This is a genomic window from Marinomonas pontica (assembly GCF_036322735.1).
In the GTDB taxonomy this organism is placed as follows: domain Bacteria; phylum Pseudomonadota; class Gammaproteobacteria; order Pseudomonadales; family Marinomonadaceae; genus Marinomonas; species Marinomonas pontica.
In genome coordinates, this window is sequence record NZ_AP027271.1 from 344,115 (window position 1) to 367,689 (window position 23,575).

Annotated in this window: 27 protein-coding genes and 1 pseudogene; 20 read left to right on the forward strand and 8 right to left on the reverse strand. The window is 46.3% G+C overall.

Annotation, left to right across the window (positions count from 1 at the left end; all coding sequences use genetic code 11):
- The first annotated feature begins 10 nt into the window (after positions 1-10).
- Positions 11-445 (forward strand): ABC-three component system middle component 4, encoded by a 435-nt coding sequence (locus tag AABA11_RS16660; RefSeq protein ID WP_420915686.1) that lies wholly within the window; start codon positions 11-13, stop codon positions 443-445.
- Positions 445-831, forward strand: a complete 387-nt coding sequence (locus tag AABA11_RS01605) for an AAA family ATPase (protein WP_338264839.1) — start codon at positions 445-447, stop codon at positions 829-831. Before AABA11_RS16660 ends, AABA11_RS01605 begins: the two co-directional genes overlap by 1 nt.
- Before the next feature lie 9 nt (positions 832-840).
- Here the strand turns inward: AABA11_RS01605 and AABA11_RS01610 are convergent, their stop codons facing one another.
- The gene (locus AABA11_RS01610) at positions 841-1,533 is read right to left on the reverse strand and encodes an HNH endonuclease (RefSeq protein WP_338264840.1); all 693 of its coding nucleotides are present in this window, start codon (positions 1,531-1,533) and stop codon (positions 841-843) included.
- Between the two features lie 113 nt (positions 1,534-1,646).
- Between AABA11_RS01610 and AABA11_RS01615 the strand changes: the two genes are divergently transcribed.
- Positions 1,647-2,594 (forward strand): IS30 family transposase, encoded by a 948-nt coding sequence (locus AABA11_RS01615; RefSeq protein ID WP_114413812.1) that lies wholly within the window; start codon positions 1,647-1,649, stop codon positions 2,592-2,594.
- Between the two features lie 50 nt (positions 2,595-2,644).
- Positions 2,645-3,781 (forward strand): hypothetical protein, encoded by a 1,137-nt coding sequence (locus AABA11_RS01620; RefSeq protein ID WP_338264846.1) that lies wholly within the window; start codon positions 2,645-2,647, stop codon positions 3,779-3,781.
- A gap of 365 nt (positions 3,782-4,146) precedes the next feature.
- Here the strand turns inward: AABA11_RS01620 and AABA11_RS01625 are convergent, their stop codons facing one another.
- Together AABA11_RS01625 and AABA11_RS01630 are read right to left on the reverse strand one after the other, a co-directional pair.
- The gene (locus tag AABA11_RS01625) at positions 4,147-4,446 is read right to left on the reverse strand and encodes a type II toxin-antitoxin system RelE/ParE family toxin (protein WP_338264848.1); all 300 of its coding nucleotides are present in this window, start codon (positions 4,444-4,446) and stop codon (positions 4,147-4,149) included.
- Positions 4,443-4,685 (reverse strand): type II toxin-antitoxin system ParD family antitoxin, encoded by a 243-nt coding sequence (locus tag AABA11_RS01630; protein ID WP_338264849.1) that lies wholly within the window; start codon positions 4,683-4,685, stop codon positions 4,443-4,445. Before AABA11_RS01630 ends, AABA11_RS01625 begins: the two co-directional genes overlap by 4 nt.
- Positions 4,686-4,938: 253 nt before the next feature.
- Between AABA11_RS01630 and AABA11_RS01635 the strand changes: the two genes are divergently transcribed.
- From AABA11_RS01635 to AABA11_RS01650, 4 genes and pseudogenes are all read left to right on the forward strand, one after another.
- Complete coding sequence (locus AABA11_RS01635) at positions 4,939-5,811, forward strand: DUF4394 domain-containing protein (RefSeq protein WP_338264850.1); 873 nt, start codon at positions 4,939-4,941, stop codon at positions 5,809-5,811.
- 136 nt (positions 5,812-5,947) lie between these two features.
- Entirely contained in the window at positions 5,948-6,985 is a 1,038-nt protein-coding gene (locus AABA11_RS01640; protein WP_338264851.1) for an IS110 family RNA-guided transposase, read from the forward strand.
- A 457-nt stretch (positions 6,986-7,442) separates the two neighbouring features.
- Positions 7,443-8,945, forward strand: a complete 1,503-nt coding sequence (zapE, locus tag AABA11_RS01645; protein ID WP_338264852.1) for a cell division protein ZapE — start codon at positions 7,443-7,445, stop codon at positions 8,943-8,945.
- Between the two features lie 119 nt (positions 8,946-9,064).
- A pseudogene (locus AABA11_RS01650) lies at positions 9,065-9,178 on the forward strand (IS5/IS1182 family transposase); the annotation flags it as partial.
- Positions 9,179-9,301: 123 nt separating this feature from the next.
- Here AABA11_RS01650 and AABA11_RS01655 read toward each other — a convergent pair.
- On the reverse strand, positions 9,302-10,228 hold the full coding sequence (locus tag AABA11_RS01655) for a DMT family transporter (protein ID WP_338264855.1): 927 nt from the start codon (positions 10,226-10,228) through the stop codon (positions 9,302-9,304).
- 191 nt (positions 10,229-10,419) lie between these two features.
- Between AABA11_RS01655 and AABA11_RS01660 the strand changes: the two genes are divergently transcribed.
- Genes AABA11_RS01660 through AABA11_RS01670 form a run of 3 tightly spaced genes read left to right on the forward strand, consistent with a single transcriptional unit; the run spans position 10,420 to position 12,311 of the window.
- Complete coding sequence (locus AABA11_RS01660; protein ID WP_338264856.1) at positions 10,420-11,265, forward strand: arylamine N-acetyltransferase family protein; 846 nt, start codon at positions 10,420-10,422, stop codon at positions 11,263-11,265.
- The gene (locus AABA11_RS01665) at positions 11,262-11,699 is read left to right on the forward strand and encodes a DMT family transporter (RefSeq protein WP_338264859.1); all 438 of its coding nucleotides are present in this window, start codon (positions 11,262-11,264) and stop codon (positions 11,697-11,699) included. The genes AABA11_RS01660 and AABA11_RS01665 overlap by 4 nt, the downstream gene beginning before the upstream one ends.
- A gap of 18 nt (positions 11,700-11,717) precedes the next feature.
- A complete protein-coding gene (locus tag AABA11_RS01670; RefSeq protein WP_338264861.1) occupies positions 11,718-12,311 on the forward strand; it encodes a Crp/Fnr family transcriptional regulator in 594 nt (197 codons plus the stop codon).
- Here the strand turns inward: AABA11_RS01670 and AABA11_RS01675 are convergent.
- A complete protein-coding gene (locus tag AABA11_RS01675; protein ID WP_338264863.1) occupies positions 12,297-13,514 on the reverse strand; it encodes a LysR substrate-binding domain-containing protein in 1,218 nt (405 codons plus the stop codon). The genes AABA11_RS01670 and AABA11_RS01675 overlap by 15 nt on opposite strands.
- A 192-nt stretch (positions 13,515-13,706) precedes the next feature.
- Here AABA11_RS01675 and ligA point away from each other — a divergent pair, with 192 nt between their 5' ends.
- The 6 genes from ligA (at position 13,707) to AABA11_RS01705 (ending at position 19,141) form a co-directional block, all read left to right on the forward strand.
- Complete coding sequence (gene ligA, locus AABA11_RS01680) at positions 13,707-14,114, forward strand: protocatechuate 4,5-dioxygenase subunit alpha (protein ID WP_338264865.1); 408 nt, start codon at positions 13,707-13,709, stop codon at positions 14,112-14,114.
- A complete protein-coding gene (locus tag AABA11_RS01685; RefSeq protein ID WP_265728391.1) occupies positions 14,114-14,986 on the forward strand; it encodes a class III extradiol dioxygenase subunit beta in 873 nt (290 codons plus the stop codon). Before ligA ends, AABA11_RS01685 begins: the two co-directional genes overlap by 1 nt.
- Positions 14,986-16,182 (forward strand): alpha/beta fold hydrolase, encoded by a 1,197-nt coding sequence (locus tag AABA11_RS01690; protein ID WP_338264868.1) that lies wholly within the window; start codon positions 14,986-14,988, stop codon positions 16,180-16,182. The genes AABA11_RS01685 and AABA11_RS01690 overlap by 1 nt, the downstream gene beginning before the upstream one ends.
- A 167-nt stretch (positions 16,183-16,349) precedes the next feature.
- Entirely contained in the window at positions 16,350-17,330 is a 981-nt protein-coding gene (locus tag AABA11_RS01695; RefSeq protein WP_338264870.1) for a TRAP transporter substrate-binding protein, read from the forward strand.
- Positions 17,331-17,333: 3 nt separating this feature from the next.
- A complete protein-coding gene (locus tag AABA11_RS01700) occupies positions 17,334-17,840 on the forward strand; it encodes a TRAP transporter small permease (RefSeq protein ID WP_338264871.1) in 507 nt (168 codons plus the stop codon).
- Positions 17,837-19,141: a TRAP transporter large permease gene (locus AABA11_RS01705; RefSeq protein ID WP_338264873.1), complete on the forward strand. Its 1,305-nt coding sequence runs from the start codon at positions 17,837-17,839 to the stop codon at positions 19,139-19,141. Before AABA11_RS01700 ends, AABA11_RS01705 begins: the two co-directional genes overlap by 4 nt.
- Before the next feature lie 90 nt (positions 19,142-19,231).
- Here AABA11_RS01705 and AABA11_RS01710 read toward each other — a convergent pair whose 3' ends face one another.
- From AABA11_RS01710 to AABA11_RS01720, 3 genes are all read right to left on the reverse strand, one after another.
- Positions 19,232-19,888, reverse strand: coding sequence for a DsbA family oxidoreductase (locus tag AABA11_RS01710; protein ID WP_338264875.1), 657 nt, complete (start codon positions 19,886-19,888; stop codon positions 19,232-19,234).
- A gap of 582 nt (positions 19,889-20,470) precedes the next feature.
- Positions 20,471-21,310 (reverse strand): 2OG-Fe(II) oxygenase family protein, encoded by an 840-nt coding sequence (locus AABA11_RS01715; protein WP_265728409.1) that lies wholly within the window; start codon positions 21,308-21,310, stop codon positions 20,471-20,473.
- Positions 21,311-21,406: 96 nt separating this feature from the next.
- Positions 21,407-21,562 carry a hypothetical protein gene (locus AABA11_RS01720; protein WP_338264878.1) on the reverse strand — a complete coding sequence of 52 codons (156 nt, stop codon included), beginning with the start codon at positions 21,560-21,562 and terminating at the stop codon, positions 21,407-21,409.
- 294 nt (positions 21,563-21,856) lie between these two features.
- On the opposite strand from AABA11_RS01720, the gene AABA11_RS01725 reads away from it, so the two are divergent.
- The 3 genes from AABA11_RS01725 to pyrR are packed head-to-tail and all read left to right on the forward strand — an operon-like array spanning position 21,857 to position 23,452.
- Complete coding sequence (locus tag AABA11_RS01725) at positions 21,857-22,429, forward strand: YqgE/AlgH family protein (protein WP_338264880.1); 573 nt, start codon at positions 21,857-21,859, stop codon at positions 22,427-22,429.
- The gene (gene ruvX, locus AABA11_RS01730) at positions 22,429-22,899 is read left to right on the forward strand and encodes a Holliday junction resolvase RuvX (RefSeq protein ID WP_338264881.1); all 471 of its coding nucleotides are present in this window, start codon (positions 22,429-22,431) and stop codon (positions 22,897-22,899) included. Before AABA11_RS01725 ends, ruvX begins: the two co-directional genes overlap by 1 nt.
- 55 nt (positions 22,900-22,954) lie before the next feature.
- A complete protein-coding gene (gene pyrR / locus AABA11_RS01735) occupies positions 22,955-23,452 on the forward strand; it encodes a bifunctional pyr operon transcriptional regulator/uracil phosphoribosyltransferase PyrR (RefSeq protein ID WP_338264882.1) in 498 nt (165 codons plus the stop codon).
- Positions 23,453-23,575: the final 123 nt, after the last annotated feature.

Consider the following 23,575-nt stretch of genomic DNA (forward strand, 5'->3'; position numbering starts at 1 on the left):
ATTAAAATGTGTGGTTTGCCGGACGCTTACAAATAAGAAAGTACTAACTATTGACAAAATTCAATCGTTCTACTTCCTAGTCACTAAGCCAGCTTTCTTGAACAAAGTGCTAATGTTGGCTAACAAGCGCCAAATTGCCATTGATGATGTCGACTATTACACCGTGGACACACTTTCTGTAAATGTCGACGAGCTCTTTGATCGAGAGCGGCTATTGATCATGATAAAAATACTTTCATCTAAAAAATATTTGTCGTCTGAATATTCTAGCTCAGAAGGATTTTTATTTGACCTGACGGATACCGGAAAGTCCATCTTTAGCAACCTGGAGAGTGGGTACTTCCGAAAGATAAAATTGTTTACTGAACAACTTTCATCGCTTCAATCGCAGAGCCCTAGCAAACTCAATGGGTATATAAACACAGTGTTAAAACAGGGGATATAATGGATCTCTCTCAAGGATTACTTTTAAAAAATTTAATACTGCACGGGCATCGAAAAGATTATCGAGTTAAATTTCACCCAGGAATTAACATAATTTATGGTGATGTTGACACAGGAAAGTCAAGCATACTCAGGCTTGTTTACTATCTTCTTGGCGGAAAGCAAATCAAAATAGACGAAGAAATTTCTTCGTCAGTAAAATATGCAGTACTTGAAATAAGTGTAAATGGAACACCCTACTGCATCAGTAGGGATATTTTCAATCCCGCCAGAGATATTGACGTATATTCTTGTAAGTACTCTGAAATTTCAAAATCTTTTCCCGAAAAGTACAAATCCAGTATTATCCGGCATTATGTAGCAGTTGCACAAAAATACTCTAATTAAGTAATAGACTTATCTATTACCTTTTGATCTATTGTGCGTCTTGCATAACATTTGGCAGTTTTTTGCATTAGTAGCGCCACCTTTACTCCATGCGGCCACATGGTCGGCGTCCATATCTTTCAACTCCCAAATTTTGGTTTTATTCGCATCATGTCCAATCGCACAAAAAGGACAGTTAGAAATACCTTTGCTTTTGGCCTCGGTCGTTTGCTGATTATAGGTCGATTTTTTTGTAGCTTCATCAAATATACGAACATCAAGCAGTTTCGTATCTTGACAACCACCTAGCACAAATTCAAAAACTCCTTTTCGGTTTTTAACATATGGATCACTATATAATTTTCTAACCTCAGATGATACCGTTTTGGGGTCGTAAGCCGTATCCTTATAAGTTTCATATAACCGCCCCCATTCCAGACCACACATCTCCTTTTCAACATCTTTGAATACAGTTGAGACCCAGTCAATAACGCTGTTGAAATAGGTTTTGAGTTCATTAATGTTGTCATCATTGCGATGACGGCTCATGTAATCACTTACATTGCCATTGCTTACCCAAGCCAATGCGGTTGCCAAAAAGTCTTGTCGTATAGCACTTCCACTTACATAAGCCGCCCATTTATAAACATTGGCATTTTGGCTATTACTAAATTCAGCTTTGGCGAGTGTGACGAACTTTCCAGAGAAAACGGCATTTAACAATTCTTGATTATCCTAAATTCAGATAATAAGTGCGACACTGCAAATCAGGTGTAGAAGAAGCCAACTGCTGAAGTTGATACACTTCTTCTTACCACAGATAAAGCAGTACCAACATGAATTATCAGCAGTTGACCGAAGGCAAAAGATACCAGATTTCCGCTCTTTTAGGGCAAGAAATATCAGTGGCAAATATTGCACTCATCCTGAATTGTCATAGAGCTACGATTTACCGTGAGTTAAAGCGGAATAAAAAAGTAACAGAATATTGCCCTGACAAAGCCCAAAGAGCCTGTTTGATAAGGCGGAAGACAGCGGCAAAATATCGCATATCATCAAAGACAATTGATTTTATTCGTATTTTAATTGAAATCGACTGGAGTCCTGAGCAAGTCTCTAACGTACTCAAAAACTGCGGTGTTCCCGTCAGTCATCAATGGATTTACCAATATATCCATGATGACAAAAGAAACAAAGGGACACTTTACCGCCATTTGAGGCAAGGAAGAAAACGCTACCGGAAAGGCCAGAGAACAAAAGCTGAAGTGATCAAGAATAAGGTATCCATTGATGATCGGCCTGTGATTGTTGATACCAAAAAGCGCTTTGGAGACTGGGAGATAGACACTGTTTTAGGTAAGCACGGCTCAGGCTCAATTGTCACCTTGCTAGAAAGAAAGACACGTTTTTACCTTATAAAGAAAGTGGATTCGAAATCAGCCAAAGATGTGACTCAAGCAACCATAGAGCTATTGCTGCCTTTTAAAGATCATGTTCACACGATCACAGCAGATAATGGTCGAGAGTTCGCGTATCACGCTGAGATAGCCGAAGCATTAGAAACGACAGTGTATTTTGCTCATCCATACAGTTCTTGGGAACGTGGAGCAAACGAAAATAGCAACGGACTCCTAAGGCAATATGTGCCCAAAGGTACCGATTTAAGACGTGTTACAGAAGAGAGAATACACTTCGCAATGAGACGAATAAATAATCGTCCAAGGAAGTGTTTAGGGTTCAAGCAACCAGCCGTAGTGTTTAAAGAAATGTGCTTAGTTGCTTGAAGTGAAAGTGTCGCACTTCGGACTTGAATTCAGGCCTAAACACAATCAATTTGAATATTGAGCAGCAAGAAGAGGCAAAGAGCAACGCTATTCGAAGCATTGAAAGATTTAGCCGACTCCTCAATGATTACCAAAATGACATTGATAGAATTGAATCCAGCCTATCAGCCAAAGAGATTATAGGTAGAGATGTCCAGGAGAAAACAAGCTGCCCTATTTGCGAATCTATAATCGATGTTGGTGACATTTCCGACAAATTTGATATCCCAAGCGAAACTCGTTTAAAAAGTGAGCTGACATCGATCAAGAGGAGGTTAAAAGATCTTAAACAGTTGATATCTGATAACAGATCAGATTTAGAAACAGCCAACTCCCTCCTTACAGAATTATATCTGGAGAAAAGTAAAGCCAGAGAAATAATGGATGAAGAGCTTTCAAACTCTATTTCCCCGTATTTAGCCGAGCGAGACGCAATAGTCAAAGAATTAGCGCAGCTTGACGAACGTCGAGAAAAAGCAGTTCACTCTCTGAGAGTAAGAAACAAGCAAGCCGCACTCGCTGACCAAATAGGCCGCCTAGAAGGGACGATCGAGAAACTAAGGATTAAGTTAGATGATCTCAAAAACGACGCCCCGTCACTTGATAATGTTTTGAAGGATCTAGGAACAGATATCAACAAATTTATTCAGCAGGTAAAGATTAAAAACCACCACGGGGTAGGAATAGATGAAAAGACATTTTTTCCAAAAGTCAGAAATATTGAATACAGAAAAATTAATTCAGGTGGTCTTAGAACAATTGTCTCTATCGGATACTTGGCGTCAATTTTACTGCAGAAGTTACGTAAAGAGACAAATATTCCAGGATTATTAATGATCGACACAGTAGGAAAATTTCTTGGAAAAACTCCCGAAGATTCTGATGACAGTCAAATTGACAGCGAAAATGATGGTGACGGTGTGGCAGATCCAGAGAAATACAGAAATCTATTCAATGCATTGGTAACGATTGCTGAAGAGTTCGATAGCAAAGGCAAGCTCTGTCAGATTATATTGGTAGATAATGACATGCCTCGGGATGTTGCGTATGAAAACAAAGGTTTTGAAATAGCCCACTACAGATCTAACGGTATCAATGGGCTTCCAATAGGTCTCATTGATGATTGGGATTCGGCCCCTAAGAAATAGAAATGTAACAAGTCAAAGCACTCGGACGCGCTATCGCGCGCCGGTGTTTGAGGCGTTATGCATAATAGAGGCATATGAGTGGACTAACAAGACACCCACACAAACTTAAAATGAATAATATAGACTGGGCTCTGGCGGAAAAGCTTGTCGAGATTAGGTTTTTCTACAGGCTCGTTAGGCTCAAATCCAGAATCGAGAACAATTAAGGAAGCATAAGTTGAGCATTGAGTTTTTAGAAAGTGATTTTGATAAAGTCAGCTACCTCGTAAACTTACTCACAGCTCGAGCAACTGGGCTGGCGGCTGACGATCATTAGTTTCCTATAAATTACTCGCTACGCTCCATATTTGCCGCAGAGCGCGGCTTTATGCCCCAAACATTGGATTCACATCCATACTCTTATGTAAGATCCTGATAATTTTAATATTCTGACTACCAATCTGTTGATAAAAAATAACATGGCTTCCTTGCGGAAACTTTCGGTAGCCATCTTTGATTTCATCACATGCTTTGCCAATGTCAGGGTTTTCAGCGAGTAGCCAAAATGATTCATCGAATTGTTTGAGATAAATATTTCGCTGCTCTCGCCCCCACCGACGGGAGGTAAACAAGGCAATATCTTTTAAATCGGATTTTGCCTTGATGGTAAGTTGGAATGGTTTCATTTTTTATCTTCGTTATCGAGTTCATTGATTAACGAATCGAGGTCATAATCTGCCATACCACTTTCTTCACCTTCAACGAGCAGCTGTCGTAAGGTATTCATTTTCGTTTCTTGTGTTTCAAGTAAACGTAAAGCGGAACGAATCACTTCACTTGCTGAACCATAGCGTCCACTTTGGATCTGGCTACTGATAAAGCTATCAAAATGTTCACCAAGCGTAATGCTAGTATTTTTCGCCATTGGGATCTCCTGAATACCAAATAATACCTAATTATGGTACTGGGTTGGTTTTATCGCAAGTGGAGGATGACAAACAATGTAAGCCGATTCGTTACGAGTGGACGTCGTTAATCCTTGTCTTTTCATCGCTCCGAAAATTATTTTTCAAAAAATATCCTTTATCTGAAACCTTTTTTTAAAAGATGAGTATCTCTATATGAGCCACCTAATTGGGTGACAACTAGTTTACTAATACAACTCATATAGGATGATTATGATGAAAAAGACGATTATTGCTGCCTCAACCGCTCTCGCTGTTTCTGCTTGTTCCACTGGCTTTTACGGAACATCGGACCAAGATAGCCCTATCGCCGGATACGCGCTTGCTAACAACGGAACGACTTTGATCACAATGGGGTCTATCGCGTCTCCTGCTAAAATGGACACTTTTACGCTAAGCAATAAGTTGGATGCGATGGCGTATCGCCCCGTCACAGGCGAGTTGTTGGGTTATTCTAACGGCGCGGTTTATGTTGTGGATGCTAAAACCGGCAAGCTAACCGATCTGGGTGCTACTTTTACAAAAGGTGCCATGATTTCTAAGGGGGCTTCTGCCACCGCGATGGATTTTAATAACGCGATTGATGCTGTTCGTATGGTTGGGTCTGACGGTACAAATTTGGTGTATTTCCCAGTTGGTTTTGGTAAAGAAGATAAGCGTGCCAATTCCGTATTGAAATTCACCTCAACATTCTATGCAAAAGGCGACAGCAACGAAGGCATGACGCCTGAAATTTTTGCCAACGCTTATACGAACGCCATTGCCGGTGCAAAAGCGTCGAGCACTTTTCAGTTTGCGTTAGACAGCAAAACAGATTCCTTGGTCAGCCTTGCTAATAATGCAGGCGAATTAAAAACCGTCGCTAAGATAACCATCAATGGCAAGGCCGTTGACGTATCACCAATGGGTGGCTTCGATATTGTTTCTGCCACAGAAGGTTCTGACGCCGCTTACGCTGTATTGCAGCTCGAAGGGGCATCAAAAGCTGGCCTTTACTCTATGGACCTGACGACAGGCGCGGCAACCTTAATGGCTGACCTGCCAATGGGTGGCTTTAGCGGCTTTGCTGTCTCTGGCGGCAAATAATAACAAGGATAGATAGGGTCAGGCGTATTTTTCATCTAATGGAATGGTCCACCCCGCCCCCATATCGGCTTCAAATGAGCCATGATGAAGTGAGTTGTGTAAACAATGTCATTCATCAAAAGAAACGGAGCGAACCATGAACGAGCATAGCAAAAAAGGTCAGGTATGTACTCTCGGAGTCGATTTGAGCAAAACCAGCTTTCAACTACACGGCGTAGACAGCCACGGGCAAACGGTTATCAGAAAAAAGCTCAGCCGTAGTAAGTTGTTGCCTTGCATCGCTAATCTTCCACCTTGCGTCATTGGTATTGAAGCCTGTGGCGGTGCACATTATTGGTGTCGTCAATTTACGGCCTTGGGGCATTCTGTTCGTATTATTGCCCCTCAATTTGTCAAACCCTATGTCAAATCGAACAAGAATGATGCTGCGGATGCAGAGGCTATTTGTGAAGCAATCCAACGCCCAAGTATGCGATTTGTGCCTACGAAAAGCATTGAGCAACAAGACATCCAGAGCATTCACCGAGTGCGTAGCCAAGCGGTTGCCCGAAGAACGGCGCAAGCCAATCAGATTAGGGGACTACTGATGGAGTACGGCATTACCATTCCCAAGGGAGTCTCCTATGTTCGAAAGCACATCCCCCTTATCCTCGAAGAGGCCGAAAGTGGCCTAAGTGACGTATTCCGGGCGTTGCTCAGTACACTCAGCGATGAAATGGTTCACTTGGATGATCGGATTGAGGCACTTGAGTTACAACTGGCAACCATCGCTAGAAACCATGAAGATTGCCAACGCTTACTCACCATTCCTGGTGTCGGCCTGCTGACCGCCACCGCACTGATCGCGGCGATTAGTGATGTGGCCGTGTTCAAAAACGGCCGTGAGCTGGCCGCCTGGCTTGGGCTGGTGCCCAGACAGTATTCCACTGGTGGAAAACCCACCTTGCTCGGCATCAGTAAGCGCGGGGATACCTACCTGAGAACCCTGATGATCCATGGTGGCAGGACAGTTGTCAGGGTAGCTGACAAACATGATGATCGCCGCAATCGTTGGGTAAAGGAGCTTGATAACCGCCGAGGCAAGAATGTTTCAGCCGTTGCGGTTGCCAATAAAAATGCGCGTATTGCCTGGGCAGTATTAAGTAAAAAAGAATCTTATCAGGCAGCAGCTTGATCCTGACCGTGCTGGGTATGAGATTCAAAGAAAAGTTAAATAGAAAAGCGGTTAACAAGGTAAATCAGCAACGAGTTGCGTGGATAAAGTACAAGTGATGGCATAAAAGGTAAGACCTGCGTTCCTAAAACCTGCTAGGGTCTAGGGCTCATAGAGGCCGATCATCTGATGAGGTAGGAGCGAGCGAATTCCATCAGGGCCAGAGGTTACAAAAACCTCAGTTAAAGGCCGGATATATGGAAGCAATATCTTTCTGTCATACCAGTAACTTTATCTTGCATCGCGGGATGGGCCATATATGGACCCTAATATCTCTTATACACTTTCGCAACTCCTCGAAGATCTTGGGGAAACCGACGAGATAAATTGCGAATAAGTTCCTAGACCTGAGACAATCGAAAAAAGCGGGAAGAAGCGGACTTGATCGTACTTTCCTTACCATGTTGATAAACTCATAATGTTGATGATAAAGACGGTGATGAAGAATATGGCAGCACAACATCGCGTTGCTCGGCGGTCCCTCCCGACAGGCCCCGTGACAGCGGCTTATGAACGCAAAGTGGATGCGGAGGAGGTGCGACGAGATGACGCTCAAGTCGCTCTGGCGGCAAAACTCGATGCACTGCACGAGTCTCTTGCTTCGCTCCCACCAGTACCCATGCGCACCGACCATCAGACAGAGGGCAGCACCACAAGCAGCGGTCCGCTGTTACTGGCGCGATCCCTGGCATCCACCCAGTCCTTTCTTCGAAAGAAGTTCTCTTTGTGGTCTTTTGGTCCACCACCGCGAGGTATTTACATTCATGGGCCGGTCGGGGTCGGCAAAAGCTTTCTAATGGATCTCTTTTACGCCTTGGTTAATGTTCCTAATGATGATTCTTGCTGTAATAGTGACAGCCACAGCCACAGCCACAGCCACAGCCACGCAAAAATTTCCAAACGCCGCGTCCACTTTCATGAATTTATGCTAGACGTCCATCATCGAATCTTTGTCTACAAACAGGAGCACCCACGAGGTGATGCGATCCCCATCATTGCGCAACAATTGGCGCAAGAAGCCCAACTCCTTTGCTTCGATGAATTTCAAGTGACAGACGTTGCTGATGCCATGATTTTGAAACGACTTTTTTTATTTTTATCGGATTGGAATGTCGTGGTGGTGGCCACCTCGAATCGCTCCCCCGATGCCTTGTATGAGGGAGGCATTAACCGCTCCCTCTTTTTGCCATTCATAGACATGTTAAAACACACGTTCGACATTTTTTCCATGGAGGATTCCCAGAAGGATTATCGACTCGAGAGTCGGGCGGATGGCCAATCCTATTTTTGGTCAAACAAGGATATTCATGGCGATAATAATATTAACAACAACATACAGGCGCAATTGGAAGAAATATTTGGCGGCACTGCATCCACAACTGAGGCCGAGAGCATTTCCGTCCTCTTTGGTCGCACCGTCCAGGTCGCCCGATTGAATGACCGATGCGCCTGGTTTGACTTTTCCGAGTTGTGCTACCAACCGCTCGGGGCGGCCGATTATATTTCCCTCTGCCGGAGATTTCCGGTCATTATCATGGAACGCGTCCCGCAACTGGACTCCAATCACCTCAACGAAGCACGACGATTTGTGACCCTTATTGACGCGTGTTATGAGTCTCGTACCCGCTTGGTGCTGGCGGCACAAGTCCCGCTCGACGAATTGTTTGTTGATTTTGAAGCGCAAGTCGAAAGCAGTGACGGCGATGGCGAATTGATTGTCAATGACAAGGGAGGAAACTCGAGTTCCTTTGCGACCACCATGATCCGCACCAAAGAGGGGAAATATTACGAGTGGTCGGCGACGGGTCGAATTGGCGTGTCACTGGCACAATTTTCGTCTGCCAATGATCTCGCCTTTTCCTTTCGACGAGCCGCGTCTCGGTTGGTAGAAATGGGTAGAAAGGGATGGGGACGGCAATGACGAAAGCTCTTTACCTTGCAAACCATTGAACCTATGGCAGATTTTTACCTAGGGAACATGCGAATAAGTCCCTAATATGAAATAATCTGCCATAAATGATAACTCATAAAGAACGCATCATGAGCCATCAACTTACTTTTGCAGATAGTGAGTTTTCCAACAAGCGTCGTACAACGCGTAAAGAGATCTTTTTATCACGGATGGACGCTCTGTTGCCTTGGCCTCAACTCCTTGCGGGAAAACCGGGGTCAGATGAAGGTTTCTAGATTAATGTTCATCTGGAAGCAATATCTTTCTGTCATACCAGTAACTTTATCTTGCATCGCGGGATGGACCATATATGACCCTAATTTGTTCTAATTTGTTCGAAAGAAGAATTTGTTTCCGGCTTCGGCGATGAGCATGCCCAGCAGTATGCTGGCTGCGCCGATTAAGCCGATGATGCCCAGTGTTTCATTAAGAAAAATGGCCGCTGTTAAGCACGCGAAGATAGGTTCTAGGGTAAAAATAAGCGCCACTTTGTAATCGGGTAATATTTTCTGGCACGCAGACTGTGCCCAATAAGCGTAGGCTGTGCCTAATATTCCTGCGATCAATATGGCCGACAATACGATCGGTGAAAAAACACTGTCGTACCAGCTAAGCGGTGTATTTCCTGCTAAATAAAATGCGGGTTCTGACGAGACAAATGCACTGATGCCACTGTAAATTCCCACCGCCAGCAATTGAATGATCGTCAGCGGAATGACGGGCATGGCGCTCACAAAGCGTCCCGTTAACAACATGTGAATGGCGAACGCAAACGCGCAAATTAATACAAGCGAGTCTCCTTGGTTGAAGACCAGTTTGTCTCCAACCGTTAACAAATACAGTCCTATCGTGGCAAACAACACGCCAACACACACGGAACGACTGATCTTTTTTCTGAACAACAGAAAGCCCAGTACCGGCACCAGCGGCGACGCCAATCCTGTGATAAACCCCGCGTTCGACACGCTGGTGTGCCTAAGACCTTCGGTCTGCGTATAAAAAGCAATAAACAGCAGTAAGCCGAGAAGCGCGCCTTTGAACAGCAAAGAGGGGGTTTGCTGTGTGGGGATGCGTTCCGCAGAGAAGAGAAATAACGGTATCAGTGCCAGTCCCGCCAAGGTAAAGCGAATCGAATTAAAGGTATTTACCGGCATCACTTCCATCGCCAAATCTATCAAGGTGAATTCAGACCCCCACACAAAGGCGACAAAGGTCAGCATCAATAGGGCGGTGCGATGGGATCGAACTATCATGTATTACGTCCTTGTTATGGCATGTATTAGGCTGCGCGCCTGACAGGAATGGTGAACAAGCGTAAGTCATCTGCCATGTTGTCTATATACCTACAAAGGGTTAGGCAATTAACCTAGGTTAATTCTTTCTATGCTGTGCTGCGGTAATCTCGGTGGTATGACGAATTGATTGAGCATTTAAGGAGCGCCGTATGGGGTTGTCGTCCAGTCTACAAAATTATCTAGCGGATCTAGATTTGGTTGTGCCGGATCAGCCGAGTATTGAGTTTGTTAAGGCGTTGCAGGAAAGGCATGTGGCGCGGTATAGCTTTAACAGTTTGGCGGTGGTGATGGGGGAAGAGATCTCTTTGGAGATTGGGGCGATCAGCCAAAAAATCGTTTCTCGAGGTTTGGGCGGTTATTGCTTTGAACACAACAAGCTGACGTTTGAGTTGTTAACCGCCTTGGGCTATGACGTGACGCTCAAGCTAGCGCGCGTGCTGAATAATAATCTCGAGCGGGAAGCGGGCAGAACTCATCGAGTGACCTTGGTGAGGCTTGATGGTGTGAGTTATTTGGTGGACACCGGTTTTGGTGGAAATGGGCCAATTGCGCCATTGCGCTTAGATACAAACACCGATCAGGTGGCGGGTTTAGATCGTTATCGTGTTCTTTCAACGGATAAGGGCGAGTACGATTTGCAGGTCGTAAAAGACGATGATTATTTCACGCTGTATCGTTTTGACAGTGCGACTTACACCGATGCCGATTGTGAATTAGGGCATTTTTATTCTCATAAACATCCGCAGGCGGTGTTTTTGAAAAACCTGATGGTGACGCTGAAAAAGAAGAACCAGACCGTTGCGTTGGTGAATTCAGAGCTGATCACAAGAGACCAACAAGGCGAGCGTAAACAGAGGATCGAAAGCCCGGATGCGCTTGGTGCGGTTTTAAGCGCTGAGTTTGGTCTTGTTCTTGATGCTGCGGTGGTGGAGCATTTGTTTATCCGATTTTTACAGCCTGCGTTGACGGCAGATAGCATTGGAGAATCCGCATGAGTGCGTTATTTACTCAGCTGTTGTGGGCATGGCTGATGGCTTCTTCTTTCATTGTTTCAGGCCACATGGTGGAATTCGCCAGTCCTGTTGCTACGTCGGCGTTTCGCTTTGTATTGGCGACCTTGATTATGTTGCCTGCGTTGTTGTTTCGTTGGCAGCGAGCTAAGTTGAATAAAATGGAGCAATTCAAAGCCTTGTTCGCTTCTCGTCAGCGGCTGTTTCATTATACGGTGATCAGCGGTGCCTTGGTTGGATTCTTTATTGGTTTGTTCGTCGCGCTGCAGTCCACAACGCCGTTGAATACCTCTGTGTTGTATACCTTGGTTCCGTTGATCGGTGTGGTGATAACGAGAGTGTGGCTCAAGGAAATCGCACCATTATGGCGAGTGGTGGGCTTTGTGTTGGGTTCAATGGGCGCGATGACGGTAATGTAAGCAAGGTAAAAGTAGTCCATGGATCGAATTCAACTGCAAAATAGTTTCGAGGCGTATTTTAACGAATTGGGCTATGACATCGATTGGCAAAGGCTCACTGTGCCCATGGAAGTGCATGTGATTCAAAAAGGCGACTACTTGTTCCAGCAAGGCGATGCCGCGAATCGTTTGTACTTTTTGCATTCTGGGCTCATGCGCTATGTGAGTGTGTCGGATGAAGGAAAGGAGTTCACGCAAACCTTTGCAAAAAGCCCAAGGATTATTGGCTCGACCAAGGCGATGGTGACAGAAACGCGGGTTTTATTTGGTATCCAAGCCTTGGAAGATTGCATGGTGTCTTCTTACCCTTGGCAGGCATTTTACGCGCAAATGCGTCACGATATGGGCTTTTTAGAATGCTATGCTACATTCTTGGAACGTATTTTTATCGTCAAAGAAGAACGTGAAAATGCGTTTGTGAAGCATTCGGCGGAACGACGCTATTTGGATTTTTGTGCGGCGTATCCCGAACTTAAAAACACCCTTCCTCAGCAGCAAATAGCGTCTTATATCGGCATTACGCCCGTGGCACTCAGCCGCATTCGGCAGAAGCTAAAGCTAAGCCAAGGCTAACTTTTGCTCAATGGTTAACGTCAATTCGTCAATAAAGGTGTCGATCAGTGGTGACTGTCGATCGCGGTGCAGGGTGATGCCGAGGGTGCATTCTGGGTTGGGCAGTTCAATGGGGATTTGCTTGAGACGCGGGTTGAGCTGGTGGATGTTCCAGTCATCGTAGAACAGTAAGGCGATGGCGTCGCTGTGGATAACCAGCTCTTCAGACGAGGCAAAGGTCAGCATTTCAAGTGCTTGGATTGGTGGTTTGTTGTCTATGCTGTGAAACAAACTTTCGAAATAATCTCGTATCGGCGTGCCGTGGCGCGCCACAATCCAGCGTTCATTAGTGAGATCATTCAGTGTTTTAGCGTAACGATGCACGGGGTGATCTGCTCTGGCGATCAAGGCGTATTGTGCGCGAACCAATGGCAATTCGATCAAGTCGGGATGAATGGGGCCTTTTCTCATTAGACCAAGAAAGCAGTCTATCTCCCCTTGTCTGAGGGCGTTGGATAGCAGGTGATACGGGCCTTGCATGGCTTGCAGACGAATGCGCGGATGTTGTTTGAAAATGGAGGCAAAGGCCACCGGAACAATGTCTTGGCAAGAAAACGACAGCATTCCCACCGATAATCTTCCGGTCAGTTCATTGGGTAATGATTGCAAGGTGTGCCGTAACGCCTGTGCGACAGGGGAAATTCGTAAGTACAGCGAGGCGAGCTGCTTGGCCGCTTCCTGTGGCATCAAGCCGTGACGAGTGCGCAAGAACAACGGCTGCTGCACCATGTTTTCGATTTCTTTTAAGGTTTTGCTGACCGCTGGTTGAGTAATGCCAAGAGCCTGCGCCGCCACCGACGCGCTGCCCACTTTTACCACGGCGTCAATCACCATAAAGTGTCGCCATTCGGCGTAGGCTTTGAGTTTCAATAAGCTGCTGACATTCTGTTGTAAATGGCGCTCAGTGTCGGTCATCATCTGCAATAGGGTATTGCAAGACGAGATCACCACTTCCCCTTCTGACGTGGGCTCAGCGCCGCTCCAACCACGAGTAAAAATGCTGATTTGCAACGCACTTTCTGCCTGTGATAGCGCGCGTGAAACGCTGGGTTGGCTTAGGTTCAGCGAGACACTGGCGTCTTTTTCGGTGCCTTTTTTCATGATCTCTGTGATCACGCGACATTGTTTTAGCGTCAGAGGGAAATCGACCATGGTGTTGTTCATTGTGGTTTTCCTCTTGATGTCGTTGTTGTCGATGTCGTTGCGAATGTCGAGAGAGGTTAATTTAAGATATAACCAAATTTTACTCCATGTTTATAAAAACGCATATGCTAGACGCCTTTTTTCCCTATACCTTTTAATGAAACAAGATCAGTGTGGTGATCACGCTGTTTTTCGATTTAAGGTAAGACGCGCATGAATAATAACAATAAGCCTTACAGCAACATTCCTGGTACTACGGTGTTTGATGGCGACATGGCCAGAATGGGCTTTCATCTTAATCAGTTTTGCATGTCCCTCATGCAAGCCTCAAATCGTACGGCGTTTAAACACGACGAGCGTGCGTATTTAGACCAATGGCCGCTCACAGAAGAGCAAAAAAACGCGGTATTGGCTCGTGACTTTACGACGCTGATCTCCCTTGGCGGCAACATCTATTACCTCGTCAAAATCAGTTCCACCGATGGGCTTAGTGTCGCGGCGGCAGTGTCTAGCATGACCAATTTATCCCTAGAGGATTACTTGGAAATGATGCGCAATGGTGGCCGTTCACCAGAGGGAAACCGTTACGTTGAACATGCCCCATCCGAGGAGAAGACATAATGGCAAAGATCACGGCTGGCTTGGGCACCTCTCACATTCCGTTGCTTGGGCACATTATGGATAAAGGCGACAGCGGAGACGACAAATGGGCGCCGATCTTTGACGGCTTTCAGTTCACCAAGCAATGGATTCGCGAGCAAAAACCCGATGTGGTGATTTTGGTGTACAACGATCACGCGACGTCTTTCGATATGAAGTTTATTCCGACTTTTGCGATTGGCTGCGGCGAAGAATATCGCCCTGCCGATGAAGGCTATGGGGCACGTCCTGTGCCTGTCGTTAAAGGCGCACCTCAACTGGCGTGGCACATCACCGAGTCTTTAATACAACAGGGTTTTGACATGACCATCGTTAATGAAATGGACGTGGATCATGGTTTAACGGTGCCTTTGTCGATGGTTTTTGGCGAGGTAGATGAATGGCCATGCCAAGTCATTCCGTTGGCGGTGAATACCGTGGTGTATCCGTCTCCCACCGGAGCGCGTTGCCTTGCTTTGGGCAACGCCATTCGGGCGGCCATCGACCAATACCCAGAAGACATTAATGTACAAGTATGGGGAACGGGCGGCATGAGCCATCAGCTGCTTGGCGAACGTGCCGGTTTGATAAACAAAGAGTGGGACCTCGCGTTCATGGACGATTTGAAAAGCGACTACGATAAGTTAGCGGCGATTTCCCAAGTTGAATACATCCGAGAGTCGGGCACGGAAGGTTGTGAAATGGTGATGTGGCTGATTATGCGTGGTGCGCTGAATCATCAGATCAATGAAATGCACCGTCATTATCATGTGCCGGTGTCGAACACGGCATTGGGGCACATTATTTATGAAAATGCCGACCTTGATGTCGACAATGAAGAGGATAAGGCGTGATGAAAACATCTACCTCAACGAACCACGCAACGCCAACCTTGGTCTGTTTAGCGGGCTTGTTGTGTGACCAACGCATGTGGCAAAACGTCGCGGAGCAAATGTCCACGCAAGCGCACGTTAGCATTATGAGCTTTGCGGGTTTTGATGACCTGACGGCGATGGCGGAGCATGTTTTGGCCAGTGTTGAAGGAAATTTTGCGTTGGCAGGGCATTCGATGGGCGGTCGTGTGGCGCTGGAAATTTATCGTCTTGCGCCTCTTCGAGTCACGCACCTTGCGCTATTAAACACCGGCGTTCACCCTAAATCGGACAAAGAAATTCCCGGTCGAATGCGTCTGATTGAAGCCGCAAAAACCGAAGGTATGTCCGCACTCGCAAACCAGTGGTTAATTCCCATGATGTCATCGAACGGTTTACGCAATGTGGCGTTAATGGAGGATCTCACACGCATGGTGGAATCGTATGCGGTTGAGGATTTTGAGAAACAAATACACGCACTGATTCATCGCCCGAATGCGCAGGTGTTATTGTCGCAGATTCGGGTGCCGACGTTACTTTTGTCTGGCAGCGAAGACACGTGGAGTCCTGTGTCTCAGCATCAGGCGATACAACAACGCATCGCGGGCAGTGAGTTGGTTGTTGTGGAAGGCGCCGGCCATATGGCGCCAGCGGAAGCACCCGATCAGGTCGCCAAGGCGTTGATGCATTGGTTGGGCAAACAAGAGCATTCAGCCGTCAAAAGCCAAACAACGGATCAAGCCATGCAGACGATGTTGATTGAATGGCAATGTCAGAAGTTGGTAACCCGTTCGATTAATTTGCTGGATAACGCCGATTGGCAAGCGTTGGCGAATTGCTACACCGAAGATGGCGTGCTCTATCGCCCAAGTGCTCCCACGGTGAAGGTGGAGGGACGGGCGGCGATTCTGGATTCTTTTGTGTCTCGTCCCGCCAAAGAAACATGCCATGCGCTGACGAATGTCGAAACAACGGTGATTGATGAAGCAAATGCCGTGGTAACGTCGCGTGTGGTGTTGTTTTCGGCGAACCAAAAAGTACAAAGTATAGAGAATATGCTGCAAGCCAACGCCGATGTGTATGTAGGGCGATTTGTGGACAAATTGAAAAATATTGATGGGGAGTGGCGAATTGCCCAAAGGCAAGGCTCGATTGAACTAAACTATAAAAATGCCTAAATATTGAGAAAAAGGGGTATGAACGGCAAGAATGTGCGATAAGTGAACGATGAATATTGAACGTAGGGTTTCTATTTAAGAAGGGCGATTTGAGTATTCGGATTGTCTGGTTACAAAAATAACAAAGCCTTCAGAAGGCACTAAAAGTAGCATTTGGGAGAAAACACATGAAATTCAATAAATTGATTCTTGCTGCGTCGGCAGCGATGGCGATATCTGGTCAAGTAAGCGCGGAAGAGTTGAAATTTGCCAACTTTACTCCGCCGTTCCATACCATTAATGCTTCTGTGATTGAGAGGTTGAACAACGATTTATCCGCAGCGACCAACGGCTCGCTGACTGTGCGCGGGTATCATGGTGGGGAATTGGGGGCGGGTCCTGTGGAGCAATACGTGCGAGTGCTTCAAGGGGCTGCTGACCTTGCTTGGGGATTGCCCGGCTATACCTCATCCCAGTTTGGTAAAACCATGATTGCGGAATTGCCCGGTGCGATTCCAGAAGACATGCCTGGCTATGAAGCTCTATGGCGCGCTTACGACAAACATCTAAGTAAAGAGTTTCCGGGCACCAAGCCTTTGGCGCTCTGGACGTCTGAGCCAAACATTTTCATTATGCGTAACAAGATCATTCGTACTCCGGCGGATCTTGCGGGTCTAAAAGTGCGCGTAGCTGGAGCAACCGCGGCGGAAGTTGCGACGGCTTTAGGAGCAACGCCAGTGCAGATGCCAATCAGCCAAGTGTATAACGCCATGCAAACGGGTCTGATTGACGGTGTTATCACTGGGGCATCGACACTGCGAGATTTTAAATTAGACGAAGTGGCGGACGCATTAACGCTTGGTGCGCCATTGGGGCGTTTGACTTTTTATACCGTGCTTAATGGCGGTGTTTATGCGGATTTAAACGCAAAACAGAAAGCCGCAGTGGATGCCGCAAGTGGTGCGGGCTTGTCTAAAAGTGCCGAAGACGCGTGGATGAAAACCGCCACGGCCGCGCTTGAAGTGGCACGAGGCGACAGTGCGAACAGCGTTGTTGAACTGACCGCAGAAGAAAAAGCCGCCTTTACGAAAGCGGTTTCTGGTGTGGTTCAGTCTTATGTGAAAAGCGTCGGTGGCGCGTCCACTCTCGCTGCGATGCAAGGCAAATAAATCATGCTGGCTGTTGTGCGTAAATTGGCGGATGGGCTTATTGCCCTATCCGCCGCTATTGGTGCTTTAGGCTTGTTGTGTGAAGTGGTGATTCTGTTGGCGGATGTGATTGGTCGGGCATTTGGCTCGCCTATTTATGGCTCGCAAGACTTAATCACCATGACCATGGTGATTGTGGTGTTTGGCGCCATGGCCTTGTGCGATCGTCAAGGCGGACACATTTCTGTGGATCTTTTTGAACGCAGTTACCCTGAGCTAATGAACCGTGTGATCGATATTTTGTCGGCGCTTTTGGGGGCGGTGATTTTCTTTGGTATCGCGTACGCGGTGAACGAAAGCGCGAAGATTTCCACCATGCTGAATTTGTCGACTAACTTGTTGCGCTTACCTAAAGACCTTTTTCAAAACGGCCTGTCTATTTTTGCCTTACTTACGTCGGTGGGCATGGCATTGCGTGCTGTTGAGTTGACCTTATCGGGTCGTGATATTCGAAAAGGAGACACAGCATGAGTGCATCATTGATCGGTTTTATCGGCATTTTGGTCATGTTTGCTTTGTTGGTGTTGCGGGTGCCCGTGGCGTTTGCCATGTTCTCTGTGGGCTTTGTGGGGATCACGGTGCTGGACAGCAGTCGATCTGCAATGAGCTTGTTGGCATCAGAGACCTTTACGTTAGCCTCGTCTCCTGAGCTGGTGGTGATTCCGCTCTTTATCTTAATGGGCAACGTGGCTTCGATTACGGGGATGAGTCAAAAACTCTATGATGCGGCGTATGCGATTATCGGGCAGTTTCGTGGTGGCTTAGCATCGGCTACGGTGATTGGTTGCGGTGGCTTTGCGGCGCTGTCTGGTTCGTCTGTCGCGTCTGCGCTAACCATGGGCAAGGTCGCTTTAGGGCAAATGGACCGTTTTAAATACGACACTCGATTGTCTACTGGTGTGGTGGCCGCAGGCGGTACGTTGGGGATATTGATTCCGCCGTCTACGGGGTTTGTTATTTATGCGATTTTGACCGAGCAAAGTATTGGGCGATTGTTTCTGGCGGGTGTTTTGCCGGGGATTATGCTGTTGATGCTGTTCATCTTGGTGATCATGGTGATTTGTTGGTTCCGTCCTGATTTTGGCCCTGCGGGTCCAGCAACCAGTTGGCGCAACAAGGGCAAAGCATTGATTGGAGCCGGCCCTATTGTGGCGGTTATATTGCTGACCATTGGTGGCATTTACGGAGGTTTGTTTTCTCCAGTGGAAGCGGCCGCTGTTGGTGCTGGGGTGGTGATATTGGTGGGCTTTTTGACGCGCACTTTGTCTATCAAAAACCTTTGGAATGCGTCCCGTGATGCGATCGTGACAACGGCCACGGTGATGTTGATTCTGATTGCGGCGCACATGATTAACCCCTTTATGGCATTAAGTCATATTCCTACGGCGGTAGGGGAATTGTTGTCGGGGTTGGGGTTAGGCGTGATTGGCACCTTGGTGCTGATTCTTGCTATTTATCTTGTGCTGGGCTGCTTTTTGGAAGGCTTCGCCATGTTGGTGCTGACATTGCCGATTTTCTTTCCGATTATTCTGTCGCTTGGTATTGATCCTATCTGGTTTGGCGTGTTGACTGTGTTGACGCTTGAAATGGGGCTGATTTCACCTCCGGTTGGGATCAACGTTTTTATCGTGAAGTCGGTGGCTCCGAACGTTGAGCTTGGGGACATTTTCCGTGGCGTATTACCTTTCTGGTTGATGATGATCTTGGCGGTCGCATTGTTGATTATTTTCCCTCAGATCGTGCTTTTCCTGCCGAATACCATGTTTGGTTGAAGGGGAAGTTTCTTGTAACCCGATGACCTCTGCCCATGTTGGTGACAGCATGGGCAGAGTGGTTTTTATGTGTCCGAATGGGTGAACGGACTATTCTGCTTTTTCTTTTTGCAATATCTCTTCGATCGCATTCTGAAACACGTCTGCTGGTTGCCCTCCAGAGATTGCGTATTTGTTATTGATGATCACGGTTGGAACCGACGTTATGCCGTTTTGTTGCCAAAACTGTTCTTGTTGTCGAACATCGTCAGCAAAGTGACCGTTCTCCAAAATGCCTTTGGCAGCGCCTAGATCAAGATTGACGCTGGCCGCTAGATTCGCGAGCGTTTGGTGGTCACTGACGTCTTGGTTGTGAGTGAAATGCGCTTTGAACAGTGCCATTTTGAGCTCCGCTTGCTTGCCTTCTAGCTTTGCCCAATGCAACAAACGATGCGCGTCAAACGAATTGCGCATGCGACTTTCATCTGTGAAGTTAAAGTCAAAGTCGACGTCTTTGCCGCGTGCCTGAATCATGGCTCGGTTTTCATCCGATTGTGCTTTGGTAATGCCGTATTTTTCTGTGATGTGTTCGCTTAAATCCTGCCCTTCTGGCGGCATGCTGGGATTCAGCTCAAACGGCTGAAAGGTAAAATCCACCTCGACAGCGTCTTGTAATGACGCTAACGCTTTATTGAGATTACCTAAACCGACCACGCACCAAGGGCACATAACATCGGAGACGAATTGAATATTTAATGGCTCTTTCATGGTGAACTACCTTGCTAAATAGAGAGTCTATGATGTCTATTGTTGTGGGTAATTTGACAGAATGAAAGCGCTGATCGCAAAAAATAACGACATTGCTTTTAATTTACACCATGATGATGGTGTATTTTTGCTTTCTTTACTTTGTGATTTTTTCTAGGTCAAAATCCCTTTAATATTCCTCAATCAGAGAGAGTGTCTTGGCCGAAGTTATTTTGACCCGTTACCGTCACGATAAATTGCAGTTGGTTCCCGTTTTAAAAAGTCTTTTAAAGAGCATTTTAATATTGGGTATTGTGCTTGGTGTTATTGTGAACCTAGTAAGTCTTACCATTTGTCGTTGCCATAGCGAAAGGCAATAATGGAAAATCAACGGCGAATGCGATTGCGACAACCACACTAGTGTCTTCGGTTGTCATTATTGTGGGAATTCCGATTATTATCAGCCTGACAAATTAATTATGCGTTATTTAAGCTAAGGGATATGTAAATAAAAAAAACCCCAGTAATTGGATAGTCCAACTATTGGGGGTCACTTCACTGAATCACGGTTTTTTTGTACCTCGAAATGAGGTGGCTAGGCGATTAGATTACGCCTAATTCCACTAAGCGTTCATGCAAGTAGCTTTTCGCCGTATGGCGGTCGGACAACACGACTTCTGGTTTTGGGTGCAGGAATAACGGCAAAGAAATGCGGGATTTGGTTTTGTCAGCGCCTTCTGGGTTGATCACGCGATGAGACGTCGATGGAAAGTAGCCGCCTGATGCTTCTTGTAACATGTCGCCAATGTTGACGATTAGGGTGCCAAAATCGCAGGGCACATCCATCCAGGAGCCATCTTTGGCTTTGACTTGCAGACCTGGTTCGTTCGCTGATGGCAAAATCGTCAATAGGTTGATGTCTTCGTGAGCCCCAGCTCGAATGGCTCCCAGCTCTTCATCGCCTTTTAATGGTGGATAATGCAATACGCGAAGCAGCGTTTGGTCACTGCCGTCCACCATGCTTGATAACGGCTGTGAATAATGTTGTGCGACGGCTTCTGGAGAGTGTGCTTCTACCCAAGCGAGCAACTCGGACGCAAGTGTGTTGGCTTCAGAATAATACTGTGCCAGTCGCGTTTTTTTGTCTGCTGGGCATTGTCCCCAAGGGTAGTAGTGAAAATATTCTTTGATGTCTTTTTTTGTATGGCCTTTCGCGGTTTCTGATACATCCGGTGGAAAAAAACCGTCTTGAGTGCCGACGTTGTAGCGATAATCGTATTTGGATTCGCTGTCGAAAAAGCTTTGCCAGTCTTGATAAATGGCGCTGACCAGTTCTTTTTTGATGGGATGGTTTTTTAGTACGCCAAATCCCGTTTCACGTAGGGATTTGACGAAATCAGCCGCGGCAGTTGAGCTTGTGTAGTCAATGGCTTGTAATTGCATGATTGTTTCCTATGGGCCAAATAATGGCCATTTTGTCTGAGGTGCATCGTTTGATAATAGACGGATGCGGTGGTTTTTCTAGAACAAAATAGGCGGTTACGAAGACCAGCCACTGTGGAAAAAATAGCGTAAATCGACCGTTTCCGCTTGGTAGTGCTGCTGCCACTGGGTCAAACTCATTACTGAACGACGCACTAACGCCTCGGCTTGTGCCGATTCATTGGGTGTGTTCAGAGATGAGCATAATATCATGGTGTGTTTTCTACTTTTCAAAATGCCGCAATGGCGAAATGTGTTTGTTGTGCTAGTTTACTGCGTGATATGCCGATTTTGAATAGATTCGGTAATAATTTGTATTTTGGGGTGGGTTAATTCTCAGTATGTCCTATACTGCTTGGGTCGGCTGTGTACATTTGCCGTCTTCTTTTGCACTTCTCTACAGTCTATATATCGTTTTGTGTTGGCGAGTTCTGTCTTGGTTCAAGTACTTCTTATGTTTACGTAATCAACGCGATCTTTGCGTTGTCATCCATTTAAAGAGGGCACATGACTATGAATACATTTTTCGATTCGTTTAAAAATCATTTTTTAATTTCAATGCCACATCTCGACGACCCCCATTTTGAACACACGGTTATTTATCTTTGCGAGCACACCAAAGCGGGTGCGATGGGGATTATTATTAATCGCCCATCAAATGTCGATTTCACAGAATTAGCGAATCACTTAGGCATCCAAATTGACAGCCCGAGCTTGGTGTCTGAACCCATTTATACGGGAGGCCCCGTTGAAGCGGAGCGAGGTTTTATTCTGCATACGGCGGATAAAGTCTGGAGTAATACACTGCGAGTAACAGACGAGGTGTCTTTGTCTGCGTCACTGGAAGCGCTGGAAGACATTGCGCAAGATAAAGGCCCCGATGCTTTTCGAATCACGTTAGGTTGTGCGGGTTGGGATGCTGGTCAGTTGGAAACGGAAATAGCCAATAATGATTGGCTGGTTTGTGAAGCGGATTTAGACGTATTATTCTACACACCAAGTGACATGCAATTTACCGCAGCGACTCGCGTCTTGGGAATTGATATGACAAGACTTTCACCGGATATAGGACATGGTTAATGACAGCGTCAATCTCGACAGAAACGCCTAGCAATGACAATCACAAGCCCAATACTGCTCGTTCAGTATTGGGCTTTGATTTTGGCACCACGCGCATGGGAGTGGCCATTGGTCAAAGTATTACCGGCACCGCGCGTCCATTGGATCCATTAAAGGCCAAAGATGGTATTCCGAATTGGGATGAGATCACGCGTATTGTGACCGAATGGAAGCCAGATGCCTTTGTGGTGGGCTTGCCATTGGATATGGACGGTTCAGAAAATGAGATGTGTCAACGGGCACGTAAATTTGCGAAACGATTACATGGACGTTTTAATCTTCCATACCATATGATGGACGAGCGGTTGTCGTCTTATGAGGCGAAAGGGCATGTGATGGCTCGGGGTGGAAATCGCAATTTCAAAGAGAATTCGGTCGATGGTTTGGCTGCCCAAATGATAGTAGAGACATGGTTTGCAGAGTCATATTAAGCACATCAGTTTGACTCGCGTTTTTTACGAATTTATTAGCAAGGTTTGATCCATAATGAAGTTAGATTTAGAACATTCTCTGGCGTCGATGAAAACGCAGCTGGCGGCGTATTGCGAGCAAAAAAACATCGAAGACGCCATTGTGGTTGGTATTCATACTGGGGGTGTTTGGGTGGCGGAGCGTTTGATGTCTGCGGTGCCAACCAATGAGCCTCTCGCGACGCTGGACATTACTTTTTACCGTGACGATTTTACCAAAGCGGGATTAAACCCAAAAGTGAACCAAACTTTGTTGCCAGCGATTGAAGATCGGCACGTGATTTTAGTAGACGATGTGCTTATGTCCGGTCGTACCATTCGTGCCGCGATGAATGAAATATTCGACTTTGGTCGCCCTGCGAGTGTGACCTTGGCGATTCTGTATGATCTTGGCCAACATGAGCTTCCGATTGCAGCGGATATCGTTGGTGAGCGCTTAACGCTTAATCCTGAGCAAAGGGTCAAGTTGACTGGGCCAAAACCACTGAATGTTTCTGTGATTGATGCCCATTAATATGCGTAACAACGCTTTATTTTTTGTTAAACACATACGACAATTAACCGATGGATAAGATTGACGATACGGCGGTTAGCAGAATGAATTTCCTCCATACTATGTGGAAGGGTAACCGTTTAG

Coding starts and splice junctions, on each gene's coding strand:
- zapE (WP_338264852.1), top strand. CDS start 7,443: ATGTTGATGATAAAGACGGTGATGAAGAATATGGCAGCACAACATCGC.
- AABA11_RS01700 (WP_338264871.1), top strand. CDS start 17,334: ATGCTGGCTGTTGTGCGTAAATTGGCGGATGGGCTTATTGCCCTATCC.
- AABA11_RS01670 (WP_338264861.1), top strand. CDS start 11,718: ATGGATCGAATTCAACTGCAAAATAGTTTCGAGGCGTATTTTAACGAA.
- AABA11_RS01625 (WP_338264848.1), bottom strand. CDS start 4,446: ATGAAACCATTCCAACTTACCATCAAGGCAAAATCCGATTTAAAAGAT.
- AABA11_RS01705 (WP_338264873.1), top strand. CDS start 17,837: ATGAGTGCATCATTGATCGGTTTTATCGGCATTTTGGTCATGTTTGCT.
- AABA11_RS01710 (WP_338264875.1), bottom strand. CDS start 19,888: ATGAAAGAGCCATTAAATATTCAATTCGTCTCCGATGTTATGTGCCCT.
- ruvX (WP_338264881.1), top strand. CDS start 22,429: ATGACAGCGTCAATCTCGACAGAAACGCCTAGCAATGACAATCACAAG.
- AABA11_RS01715 (WP_265728409.1), bottom strand. CDS start 21,310: ATGCAATTACAAGCCATTGACTACACAAGCTCAACTGCCGCGGCTGAT.
- pyrR (WP_338264882.1), top strand. CDS start 22,955: ATGAAGTTAGATTTAGAACATTCTCTGGCGTCGATGAAAACGCAGCTG.
- AABA11_RS01675 (WP_338264863.1), bottom strand. CDS start 13,514: ATGAACAACACCATGGTCGATTTCCCTCTGACGCTAAAACAATGTCGC.
- AABA11_RS01615 (WP_114413812.1), top strand. CDS start 1,647: ATGAATTATCAGCAGTTGACCGAAGGCAAAAGATACCAGATTTCCGCT.
- AABA11_RS01630 (WP_338264849.1), bottom strand. CDS start 4,685: ATGGCGAAAAATACTAGCATTACGCTTGGTGAACATTTTGATAGCTTT.
- AABA11_RS01640 (WP_338264851.1), top strand. CDS start 5,948: ATGAACGAGCATAGCAAAAAAGGTCAGGTATGTACTCTCGGAGTCGAT.
- AABA11_RS01635 (WP_338264850.1), top strand. CDS start 4,939: ATGATGAAAAAGACGATTATTGCTGCCTCAACCGCTCTCGCTGTTTCT.
- AABA11_RS01660 (WP_338264856.1), top strand. CDS start 10,420: ATGGGGTTGTCGTCCAGTCTACAAAATTATCTAGCGGATCTAGATTTG.
- AABA11_RS01695 (WP_338264870.1), top strand. CDS start 16,350: ATGAAATTCAATAAATTGATTCTTGCTGCGTCGGCAGCGATGGCGATA.
- AABA11_RS01655 (WP_338264855.1), bottom strand. CDS start 10,228: ATGATAGTTCGATCCCATCGCACCGCCCTATTGATGCTGACCTTTGTC.
- ligA (WP_338264865.1), top strand. CDS start 13,707: ATGAATAATAACAATAAGCCTTACAGCAACATTCCTGGTACTACGGTG.
- AABA11_RS01725 (WP_338264880.1), top strand. CDS start 21,857: ATGACTATGAATACATTTTTCGATTCGTTTAAAAATCATTTTTTAATT.
- AABA11_RS01720 (WP_338264878.1), bottom strand. CDS start 21,562: ATGATATTATGCTCATCTCTGAACACACCCAATGAATCGGCACAAGCC.
- AABA11_RS01605 (WP_338264839.1), top strand. CDS start 445: ATGGATCTCTCTCAAGGATTACTTTTAAAAAATTTAATACTGCACGGG.
- AABA11_RS01665 (WP_338264859.1), top strand. CDS start 11,262: ATGAGTGCGTTATTTACTCAGCTGTTGTGGGCATGGCTGATGGCTTCT.
- AABA11_RS01690 (WP_338264868.1), top strand. CDS start 14,986: ATGAAAACATCTACCTCAACGAACCACGCAACGCCAACCTTGGTCTGT.
- AABA11_RS01685 (WP_265728391.1), top strand. CDS start 14,114: ATGGCAAAGATCACGGCTGGCTTGGGCACCTCTCACATTCCGTTGCTT.